This window comes from Sphingomonas bacterium (assembly GCF_903644135.1).
Classification (GTDB): domain Bacteria; phylum Pseudomonadota; class Alphaproteobacteria; order Sphingomonadales; family Sphingomonadaceae; genus Sphingomonas.
In genome coordinates this window covers 1-10,198 of sequence record NZ_CAHJXA010000069.1, presented here as the reverse complement: position 1 = coordinate 10,198, position 10,198 = coordinate 1, and the positions used below count along the sequence as shown (strand labels likewise).

The window sequence follows — 10,198 nt, the reverse complement described above, 5'->3', positions numbered from 1 at the left end:
AGGCGCCAGTCCGACACGTCGTTCCATTGGGCGGGGCGATAGCGCCGCGTGCCGACGAACGCGCCGCCGCGTCGACCATCGGCGACTTCCTTCTCGCGCGCGGTGAGATGGACGGTCGCATTTGGGAAGTCCTCGATCCCGCCGGCATGGTCGAAGTCGAGGTGGGTCACCACGATATGGCGCACGTCCGAGGGCGAAAAGCCGAACGCGCGCAACTGCGCGATCGCGGTCTCCTCGGGGCGCAGCTGGATATTGTTGAGCTTGAGGAAGAACTCCGACAACCGGCGATGCGGATGATCGATGTCGCGGGTGCCGAAGCCGGTGTCGATCAGGATCAGCCCGGTATCGCTTTCGATCAGCAGGCAATGGCAGACGAGGTGCCCCAGCGGACCGTCACTGGTGCCGTCGAACAGCCTGCCGCCCGCCGGGCAGCAGGTTCCGCAGTTAAGATGATGTACGCGCATCGGCCGGCTCCCCAACGACGATGTCTGAAGCGGAAGCTTCGGGGTCCGCTGGTCTGCTCCGCCGGGAGAGGCGCCGCGCCGTTTGAGCGTCGATATTAGGCTGGGTTCGGCGCGAGCTCAGCCAGGCAGCCAACGAGCCTGCGATCAATATCGCCATGCCTGCGGCCGGCAAGACCCGCCCTCCTACCTTAGCCGATGGAGGAGCAGCGTCGTGCTGCCGACGCTTCTTTGACTGGTCCGACACGAAGTTCTCCTGTCCGGGATGCGCGGCTCAGCCGTGCGGGCGCATCACCACTTTGATCACGCCGTCCTCCTTGTTGCGGAACTTCGCGTACATCTCGGGCGCATCCTCGAGGCTGGCCGGATGGGTGATCACGAAGCTCGGGTCGATCGCACCGGCCACGATCTTCTCCAGCAGCGGCTTGGTATAGCGCTGCACGTGCGTCTGGCCGAGCTTGATGGTCAGGCCCTTGTTCATCGCCGCACCGATCGGCAGCTTGTCGCCCATGCCGACGTAGACGCCGGGCACGGAGACGGTGCCACCCTTGCGGCAGCTCATGATCGCCTGCCGGAGCACGTGGACGCGATCGGTGGCGAGCATCATGCTTGCCTTGACCTTGTCCATGACGGCGTCCGCTGCACCGTGAGCGGCGGCCTCGCAGCCGACGGCATCGATGCAGCTGTCGGGGCCACGGCCCTTGGTCCGCCCCTGCAATTCGTCGAAGACGTCGGCCTTGCTGAAGTCGATGGTCTCGGCGCCGCCGGCCTCGGCCATGGCGAGGCGCTCTGGCACCTCGTCGATCGCGATCACCCGGGCCGCGCCCATCATCAGCGCGGAGCGAATGGCAAACTGGCCGACCGGGCCGCAGCCCCAGATCGCGACGATGTCGCCGTGCTCAATCTGCGCATTCTCGGCGGCCATGTAGCCGGTCGGGAAGATATCGGACAGGAACAACGCCTGATCGTCGGTGACGCTGTCGGGAATCTTGATCGGGCCGATGTCGGCCATCGGCACGCGGAGATACTCGGCTTGTCCGCCGCAATAACCGCCCAGCATGTGGCTGAAGCCGAACAGCCCGGCGGGCGAGTGGCCCATCGCCTTGGCGGCCATCTCGGCATTGGGGTTCGTCCGGTCGCAGGCCGCGAACAGGCCCTTCTTGCAGAACCAGCAGTCGCCGCAACTGATCGTGAACGGCACCACGACGCGGTCGCCGATCTTGAGGTTGGTCACCTCGGACCCGAGCGCCACGACCTCGCCCATGTTCTCGTGGCCAAGGATGTCGCCAGCCTCCATGGTGGGCTGGTAACCGTCGAGCAGGTGGAGGTCTGACCCGCAGATCGCGCAGGCGGTCACTTTGATGATGGCATCGCGCGGATGCTTGATCTCGGGGTCCGCGACGGTGTCGACGCGGACGTCGCCCTTCCCGTGCCAGCATAGTGCGCGCATATCTCTTCTCCGTCTGAGCAGGAGCTCCGCCGGGATCGGAAAAGCGACTGAACCAGTTCAACGTCCCTGAGCGCGGATTGGGCTCGTCCCCAACTTGGCTATGTCAACGAACTTCCGGTGTCGAGCAGCGACCCACGATGTCGGAGCGTCCGCAACTGTGTCGCAGCCGCCAGCTTCCGACCAGTAGCCAACGCCCGGCGCAGGACCGCCTGCGATGCTTGCTTCGTGGCGCGGCCGAGAAAATCATCGCCGCATGCATGCCGCGGCCGACCCTCTCCTAGATATCATCTTCGAGGCGGCGGTTCGAGTGGCGTGGGCCAGCCCCCTTCTACTTGGTCGCCATACCCCCGAGCATCTCGGCGAGTCAGCTACGTCGCACGCCAGGCGAGCTACGGCTGGGGCTGCGTACCGGTCGCGGCCCGCATCGCCGGCGCATCGTTCGCCACGTCGCTGTTTCCGAAGAACGGCGGCTATTTCCTGCCGCTGAAGGCGGCGGTGCGGGCGCAGGCAGGTATCGCGCCCACTGACGGCATTCGCGTTCGCATGCTCGTCGTAGGCGCTGTCGCCTGACAGTCAGGCCGGCAGAAGCGGCCGACCGGGCCTAGGCAGCGCCGCGCCGAGTACGACCAGCGGCGCCAGCGTCAGAAGGGAGAACAGATCATGCCAGATTGGAAAGCGTGTCCAGAGGCGGGCATAATCTGGCTGGGGACGGGACCGGCGGCGACGGCTTCGTCGACCGCAGACTGTTGTAACGAGCCAGAACCCATGTTAATGCTGCCTTAATGGCTGCGCTTCCGCGTAGCTTATGTTTCACCAGCAGCCCCGGGCCTCCGGACGCGCCCACCGCAAGGTGGAGGTGAGAAAGGCTGTCCGCCTGCCTTAGAAGGCGGATTGCTCCATGAACAAGTTCAGCTCTGACATCGGCAAGACGATCGACGGGAGCGGCGGCGAGTTGCACCACCAGACGGCCAGCATCGATGGTCGCCTCGGTTCAAGTGGTGGCCTCAGCCGCCGCGAGACGATCGCGCTGGGCACGGTCGCTGCGGGGGCGATGGTGGCGGGACAGGCCTCGGCTGCGCCACCATCGGCCGACAGTCCGAGCGTCCCGATCGCGCCCGCGCACCGCATCGTCGATGCCGATGGCGGCGTGCAGGTGAGCGCCGCCGGCGAGGTCCATCAGGTCCGCACCGGCAGCACGCCTGCGCTGACCACCCAGCAGGGTGTGCCGATCGCCGACGACCAGAACTCGTTGAAGGCGGGCGCGCGCGGCCCCGTTCTGCTTGAGGATTTCATCCTCCGCGAGAAGATCAACCGCTTCGATCACGAGCGCATTCCCGAGCGTGTCGTCCACGCGCGTGGAACCGCGGCGCACGGCTATTTCGAGTTGACCCACTCGCTTGCCGGCATCTCCAAGGCTGACATCTTCCAGCGCGTCGGCGAGCGTGTGCCGCTCTTCACCCGCTTCTCGACGGTGGCCGGCAACAAGGGCTCGGCCGACCTTGCGCGTGACGTGCGCGGCTTCGCGGTCAAGTTCTACACCAAGGAAGGCAATTGGGATCTGGTCGGGAACAACATCCCGGTGTTCTTCATCCAGGACGCGATCAAGTTTCCGGACATCATCCACGCGGTCAAGGAGGAGCCCGATCGCGGCTTCCCGCAGGCGGCATCGGCCCACGACACGTTCTGGGACTTCATCTCGCTGACGCCGGAATCAATGCACATGATCATGTGGATCATGTCCGATCGCGCGATCCCGCGCTCCTACCGGATGATGGAGGGCTTCGGCGTCCACAGCTTCCGGCTGATCGATGGCGGCGGCAAGTCGACCTACGTCAAGTTCCACTGGCGACCGAAACTCGGCACGCAATCGGTGATCTGGGACGAAGCGGTCAAGATCAACGGCGCCGATCCCGACTATCATCGCCGCGACTTGTGGAACGCGATCGAGAAGGGCGACTTCCCGGAATGGGAGCTGTCGGTGCAGACGTTCGACGAGGCGTTCGCTAAGCGCTTCGAGTTCGACGTGCTCGATGCCACCAAGCTCATCCCGGAAGAACTCATCCCCCTGCGTCCGGTCGGCCGCATGGTACTCGACCGCAATCCCGACAACCATTTCGCCGAGGTCGAGCAGGTCGCTTTCTGCACCGGCAACATCGTTCCCGGCATCGACTTCACCAACGATCCGCTGCTTCAGGGCCGCAACTTCTCCTATCTCGACACCCAGATTACTCGGCTCGGCGGACCCAATTTCGCACAGATCCCAGTTAACCAGCCGCGCTGCCCGATGGCGAACTTTCAGCGCGACGGCCACATGCAGATGCAGGTGCCCAAGGGGCGTGTCGCCTACGAGCCGCAGTCGCTGAGCGCCACCGCGCCGCGCGAGGACCCGGCTCGCGGTTTCCGCAGCTTCGCGGCGCGCGAGAAGGGCGACACGCTACGGGTCCGTTCGGAGAGCTTCGCCGACCATTTCAGCCAGGCGCGGCAGTTCTACATGAGCCAGACGCCGCCCGAGCAGAACCACATCGTCGCGGCACTCACCTTTGAGCTGAGCAAGGTCGAGGCCAAGCCAGTGCGCGACCGCATGCTCGGCCAGCTGGTCAACATCGATCCCACGCTCGCCCGGCGAGTGGCCAACGGCCTCGGACACCGCGAGGCGATCGCGCGCATCGCGCCCGCTGCGCCGACGCGCACCAACCTGCGTCCGTCGCCGCCGCTCAGCATCCTCGCCAAGGCCCAGCCGACGCTTAAGGGCCGGATGATCGGCTGCCTGATCGCCGACGGCACCGACCCCGCTCTGGTGAGCGCACTCGGTGCCGCGGTGAAGTCGGCAGGCGCGGACTTCAAGGTTGTCGCGCCCAAGGTTGAGGGTGTCACGGGAGCCGGTGGCGCCGTCATCCGAGCCGACATGCAGCTCGCCGGTGGACCGTCCGTGCTGTTCGATGCCGTGGTCGTGATGCTGGCGCCCGAGGGCGGCACCGATCTCGCCCGCGAGGCGGCAGCGGTAGCGTGGGTGCACGACGCGTTCGCCCATGTGAAGGTGATCGGGTTTAGCGCGGGAGCGGTGCCGCTCATGGAGAAGGCGGGAGCGGTGATGGCTGGCCGGCCGGCGGATGGCGGCGTCATAGCGCTCGCCGACGGCGGCTCCGCTTCAGGCTTCCTCGATCTGGCCAGCCGAGGCCGGGTGTGGGCGCGCGAACCGACGGTACGCAAGCCCTACTGATCCGATCAGCCGCGGTGGAGCGGCACGCGAACGGCGGATAGGTCATGGCCGCGACATACCAATTTGGCATCGAGGAGGAGCTGTTCCTGGCGGACGCCCGCACGCGGGGCACTCCGCGCCGGGTGAAGCCGTTCCACAAGGCCGTCCACGAGAGAATGCCCGAGGTCGAGCGCGAGCTTCTCGACTCGCAGGTCGAGATCATGACGCCGCCTTGCACCGCCTTCGCGGCGGCGCGTGCCTCGCTCTCGAGGCAGCGCGCGGGGCTGGCGGAGATCGGGCGCGAGCATGGTATCCTGGTGTTGGCCGGGGGCACGCATCCCACCGCCCGGTGGCGCAAGCAAAGCCAGACCGACAAGGAGCGCTACGACAAGATCGCCGAGGATATGCAGATGCTCGCGCGACGCGACGTCGTCTGCGGCATGCACGTCCATGTCGAGGTGCCGAAGCCGGACGCCCGCGTCGACCTCATGAACCGGCTGCTGCCGTACACGCCCACCTTGCTCGCGCTATCGGCGTCGTCTCCTTTCTGGCAGGGACGAGAAACGGGGTTAAGTGCGTACCGGCTGTCCGTGTGGGGTGAGATGCCGCGCACCGGCCTGCCGGAGCTGTTCGCCGACACGGACGACTATGACAGATTCGTCGCGGCGATGGTCCAGTCTGGAGCGATCGCCGATGCAAGCTTCCTGTGGTGGACGCTGCGGCCGTCGGTCCGCTTTCCGACGCTCGAGCTGCGCGTTGCCGACAGCTGCACGCGACTGGTGGACACGCTCGCGATCGCGGCGCTCTATCGCTGCCTGATCCGCCGGATCGATCGTAACCCGAAGCTCAACCGCGACCTGACCAGCGCGTCGCGGGCAATCACGTCCGAGAACATGTGGCGCGCACAGCGCCGGGGTGTCCATGCCAGCTTCATCGACGAAGCCGGCAACGCCAGCCCGTATGCCGATCACCTAGAGGTTCTCCTTGGCGAGATTGCGGAGGATGCCGACGCCTTGGGCTGCGCGGCTGAGGTGGCAAGAACGCGGGAGATCGTCACTGGCGGCACGAGCGCAGACCGTCAGCTCGCCGTCTTCGCCGGCGCACGAGCGAACGGCGCAAGCGTCGGCGAGGCGCTCGCCGCCGTCATCGACTGGATGGCGGAAGCCACGGCAGCGCAGACATGAACGTCGGCGGCACGTTGCGGCCCAGTTAAACAGGGTCGCTGAGACTTCGCGGCAGCCCTTTCCGGCCTCGAACGACTAAGCCCTTCCTATCTTACTAGGATCAAGTTCATGCAGATCAAGGCCATCCTCTTCGACATCGACGGCACGCTGATCGACAGCAACGACATGCACGTGCTGGCGTGGGAGGAGGCGTTCGCCGGCATCGGCGAGAAGTTCGATCGGCAGATAATCCACGATCAGATCGGTAAAGGGACCGACATGCTGGTCCCCACGCTCCTGCCCGACCTGGATGAAACGGCGCAGGAGAAACTCGGCGATGCGCATGGCACGGTGTTCAAGGCAAAGTTCCTCGACGAGGCGAAGCCGTTCGCGCGTGCCCACGACCTGCTCTCCCATGTGCATGGCCGCGGCCAGCAGGTCGTACTGGCCTCGTCGGCATCGGCGGCCGAGATCGATCATTATCTCGATCTGCTTGAGGCGCGCGAGCTGGTGGCGGCCAGCACGAGCGGCGACGATGTCAAAAAGACCAAACCTGCGCCCGACATATTTGCGACCGCACTGGACAAGCTGTCCGGGATCGGTGCCGACGAGGTGATCGTGGTCGGCGATACGCCTTACGATATGCAAGCTGCGAACAAATGTGGCATCGCCGCAGTCGCCCTGCGTTCCGGCGGATTTTCAGATGACACGCTTTGGAACGCCGGAGCGATCGAGATCTACGACGACGCAGCGGCCCTCCTTGCCGGCTACGCTAACTCGTCGCTCGGGCGCTGAACGGATGCCGGTCGAAGCGTTCGTCGAGGAAGTCGCCGGCCAGGAGGTCGTCATCGGCTCGCGCGAGCAGCTACTACATCTTCTGGCTGAAGCAGCCGAGATCGAGCACACGCTGATGTGCAGCTATCTCTATGCGGCGTTCAGCCTCAAACGTGCCGGCGAGCCGGGAGTCTCCTCGGCGCAAGGGGAGCTGCTGCAGCGTTGGCGCAAGACGATCATGGACGTGGCGGTCGAGGAAATGGGCCACCTCGTCATCGTCGCCAACCTGACCATCGCGGTCGGCGGACGGCCGCACTTCGGACGCCCGAACTTCCCCGTCGCGCCTGGCTATTTTCCGTCCGGCGTGGCGGTCAGGTTGACCGGCTTCAACGCGGAGACGCTCAAGCACTTCATCTTCCTGGAGCGGCCGCAGGATGTCCGTGGCGACGACAGCGACGCCTTCGAACAGGACGATTATCAGCGCGAGCAGGCCCACCTTGGGCTGATGCCGAGCGCGCAGGACTACGCGACGATCGGTCACCTCTACGAGGCGATCCGCACCAACCTGATCACGCTGGAGCGGGAGCTGGGCAGCAGCGGCCTGTTCGTCGGCGATGCCGCAGGCCAGGTCGGCCGTCCCGTCATCGACCTTGAGGGCGTCGAGCCGATCACCGATTTGGCTTCCGCTCAGAAGGCAATCGACATCGTCGTCGAGCAGGGCGAGGGATCGTCTGTCGATCGCGCGGTTTCTCATTACCGGAGTTTCCTGACGATCCAGCGCGAGCTTGAAGCGGCTGGCCGCGACGAACCCGACTTCGCACCAGCCTGGCCGGTCGCCGATAGCCCGGTGCTCCGGCAGCCGCCGGAGCCCGAGGGCAAGGTCTTCGTCGATCATCCGGAAGCCGCAACGTTGCTCGACTTCGCCTGTGCGACATACGGCCTGCTGCTGCGCTGCCTCATTCAGTGCTTCGGCCGTAGCGACGATGCCGCCGAGGGATCGCAGGCCGCGCTGATGTCGGCAGCGATCGAGCTTATGCATGTGCTCGGGGAGACATCGACCGCGCTTGCCCGGTTGCCGGCTACCAACGAAGCGGAGGGCGTCAATGCCGGCATGACCTTCACAATGCTCCGGGGGGTGGAGCCGTTGCCGCGTCAGGTCGAGCGGCGTGTATTGCAGGAGCGCGTCGCGGCGCTGGCTGGAACCCGAAGCGATCTATCCGAGCGCGCGCGACAAGCGTTAGCGCAGGCAGCCGAACATCTCGCCAAGCTGAGATGATGTCGCGCGCCGTCATGCACGCGTTCGCAGAAATCTACGGCGCTGAATTGGCTTGGGAGGTCGCGTCGAACCCAACGACGCGAGATGGGAATAGCCTCGTCAGGTCCGTTACACCGCCTTCTTGATGCCGTGTCCCGCCCACGTCCTCGGCGATCCCGGCTCCGTGCGCGTGCAGCTGTGATGTCGGCGGCAGGCGCCGAGTGCTGCGGCGTGGGTTACGTCAACCCGCCCACGCGTAAAGTAGGCAACGGCATGCCGGGAAGGATGTGCTCGCGGGCGCTGTTGTCGGCAGTGTTCGGCAGCGAAGCCCGATTGACTGATTGGTATACCGTCATGCCCGTTCCCCGCGCCGCCGGTGTCGACGCCGCTTTGATGGACACGCTGGGGGCCCGATCTGCTTCACCAGCGTTGGGTACTGAGAGGTAGATCGGAAAATTCCAGTGTGTCACGTGCTTATCATCGAGGACGAGTGGCTGATCGCCGAGTACATTGAGCAGTTGGCGCGCGATGCGGGTGCGACATCGGTGGACACGGCCGATTGCCAGTATGGCGCGATCGAAGCCGCGGCCAACCACGCGCCGGAAATCATCCTGTCCGACGTGAACCTCAAGACCGGCACCGGCCCGCGTGCAGTGGCAGCTATCCAGGCGAAGCTAGGGCCGATCCCGGTGATCTTCATCACTGGCACGCCGGAAGATTGCATACCCTGCGCGCCGCCAGGCATCGTGCTGACCAAGCCCATCCAAGCGGAGGTCCTTGTTGAAGCCTTCAGGCGGCTGGCACCGGTCGGCTAATCTGCAGGGCGGATGGGCGAGCGCTCCATGCTGCGGCTATGTGCGCGCTCAAGGCGTTGTTGAAAATGTCGGCCGCTGGCGAAACGTTTAGCATCTACACCTGATGCCTAGATGCCAATCCAGCCCCTTACGGTTCTGAGGAGGATCTGTGACCGACGATCGCACGCTTACCCACCCTGCGCCCAGACCCCCGGGCATGGGCTCGGTTCTCGAACGCAACCTGCGGCGCATGCGGGAGCGGCGAGCGGACGAAGAGAAGCACGCCAGCCCGTCCCAGCGGCTCTCCGATAGGATCACGTCGTTCGCCGGAAGCATGACATTCGTCGGCCTGCATGCGGTCGCCTACGGCGTTTGGATCATTGCCAACCTCGGCTGGATTCCGACCGTCAAACCGTTCGATCCGAGCTTCGTGATCTTGGCGATGGAGGCCAGCGTCGAAGCGATCTTCCTCTCCACCTTCGTGCTTATCAGTCAGAACAGGATGATGAGCGCTGCCGCCAGACAGTCGGATCTGGATCTGCAAATCAATCTGCTTGCCGAACACGAACTCACCAGACTGGTGGCCCTCGTCGACGCCATGGCGCAGAAGATGGGGGTGGAGGTGGTCGGACGAGACGAGCTCGAGGAGATCAAGCAGGACGTCTCGCCCGAAGCTGTGCTAGACCAACTCGACGCGGATGCGCACGAGTAAGAGGACGCGCTCTGCGCCGACGATCAGCGCGCGTCGGTCAGCATGTCCCCGACAACCGGCGAGGTACCAGCTACATGGGCCGCTGGAGAAGCGCCGATGGTCGGTGAACAGCCGCTTCGTTCTGCAGCGCAGCCTGGCACGTCACGTACGGGCGGTTCGGCAATCGACGGAGCAGCCGATTGATCAACGGCTCATGCGGGGCTGAAAACGTTGTTCGCGTCTGCTAGGAGCCGCAAACGGTCCGGTCATGTAAGGTCGTGAATGCTGAGCTTTCTCAACGGCGGTAGCGAGCTCGGAAGGCGCATTCGCGATTACGACTGGCGGGCCACGCCGCTCGGGCCGCCGGAGCAATGGCCGGTAGCGCTGAAGGCGCTGCTCGGGGTGATGATC

Annotated in this window: 9 protein-coding genes; 7 read left to right on the top strand and 2 right to left on the bottom strand. The window is 65.2% G+C overall.

Features of this window, described 5'->3' with window-relative positions:
- Nucleotides 1-464: MBL fold metallo-hydrolase (locus HUU96_RS05635; RefSeq protein WP_174291868.1), on the bottom strand; the 464-nt coding region annotated here is incomplete at its 3' end.
- A gap of 271 nt (nt 465-735) precedes the next feature.
- Nucleotides 736-1,911 (bottom strand): zinc-dependent alcohol dehydrogenase, encoded by a 1,176-nt coding sequence (locus HUU96_RS05630; protein ID WP_174291867.1) that lies wholly within the window; start codon nt 1,909-1,911, stop codon nt 736-738.
- Between the two features lie 312 nt (nt 1,912-2,223).
- On the opposite strand from HUU96_RS05630, the gene HUU96_RS05625 reads away from it, so the two are divergent.
- The 7 genes from HUU96_RS05625 to HUU96_RS05595 all read left to right on the top strand — a co-directional run bounded on the left by HUU96_RS05625 (nt 2,224) and on the right by HUU96_RS05595 (nt 9,808).
- The gene (locus HUU96_RS05625) at nt 2,224-2,481 is read left to right on the top strand and encodes a DUF1905 domain-containing protein (protein WP_254605032.1); all 258 of its coding nucleotides are present in this window, start codon (nt 2,224-2,226) and stop codon (nt 2,479-2,481) included.
- 481 nt (nt 2,482-2,962) lie between these two features.
- Complete coding sequence (locus HUU96_RS05620; RefSeq protein WP_174291870.1) at nt 2,963-5,131, top strand: catalase; 2,169 nt, start codon at nt 2,963-2,965, stop codon at nt 5,129-5,131.
- A gap of 44 nt (nt 5,132-5,175) precedes the next feature.
- Nucleotides 5,176-6,294, top strand: coding sequence for a carboxylate-amine ligase (locus HUU96_RS05615; protein WP_174291866.1), 1,119 nt, complete (start codon nt 5,176-5,178; stop codon nt 6,292-6,294).
- 108 nt (nt 6,295-6,402) lie between these two features.
- Nucleotides 6,403-7,068: an HAD family hydrolase gene (locus tag HUU96_RS05610; RefSeq protein WP_174291865.1), complete on the top strand. Its 666-nt coding sequence runs from the start codon at nt 6,403-6,405 to the stop codon at nt 7,066-7,068.
- A gap of 4 nt (nt 7,069-7,072) precedes the next feature.
- Complete coding sequence (locus HUU96_RS05605) at nt 7,073-8,323, top strand: ferritin-like domain-containing protein (RefSeq protein WP_174291864.1); 1,251 nt, start codon at nt 7,073-7,075, stop codon at nt 8,321-8,323.
- Nucleotides 8,324-8,772: 449 nt separating this feature from the next.
- Complete coding sequence (locus HUU96_RS05600) at nt 8,773-9,117, top strand: response regulator (RefSeq protein ID WP_254605028.1); 345 nt, start codon at nt 8,773-8,775, stop codon at nt 9,115-9,117.
- Between the two features lie 148 nt (nt 9,118-9,265).
- The gene (locus tag HUU96_RS05595; protein ID WP_254605026.1) at nt 9,266-9,808 is read left to right on the top strand and encodes a DUF1003 domain-containing protein; all 543 of its coding nucleotides are present in this window, start codon (nt 9,266-9,268) and stop codon (nt 9,806-9,808) included.
- Nucleotides 9,809-10,198: the final 390 nt, after the last annotated feature.

Bases quoted from the DNA above. Each gene is read 5' to 3' on its own strand.
- HUU96_RS05630 (WP_174291867.1), bottom strand. From the start codon at position 1,911: ATGCGCGCACTATGCTGGCACGGGAAGGGCGACGTCCGCGTCGACACC.
- HUU96_RS05620 (WP_174291870.1), top strand. From the start codon at position 2,963: ATGGTGGCGGGACAGGCCTCGGCTGCGCCACCATCGGCCGACAGTCCG.
- HUU96_RS05615 (WP_174291866.1), top strand. From the start codon at position 5,176: ATGGCCGCGACATACCAATTTGGCATCGAGGAGGAGCTGTTCCTGGCG.
- HUU96_RS05610 (WP_174291865.1), top strand. From the start codon at position 6,403: ATGCAGATCAAGGCCATCCTCTTCGACATCGACGGCACGCTGATCGAC.
- HUU96_RS05605 (WP_174291864.1), top strand. From the start codon at position 7,073: ATGCCGGTCGAAGCGTTCGTCGAGGAAGTCGCCGGCCAGGAGGTCGTC.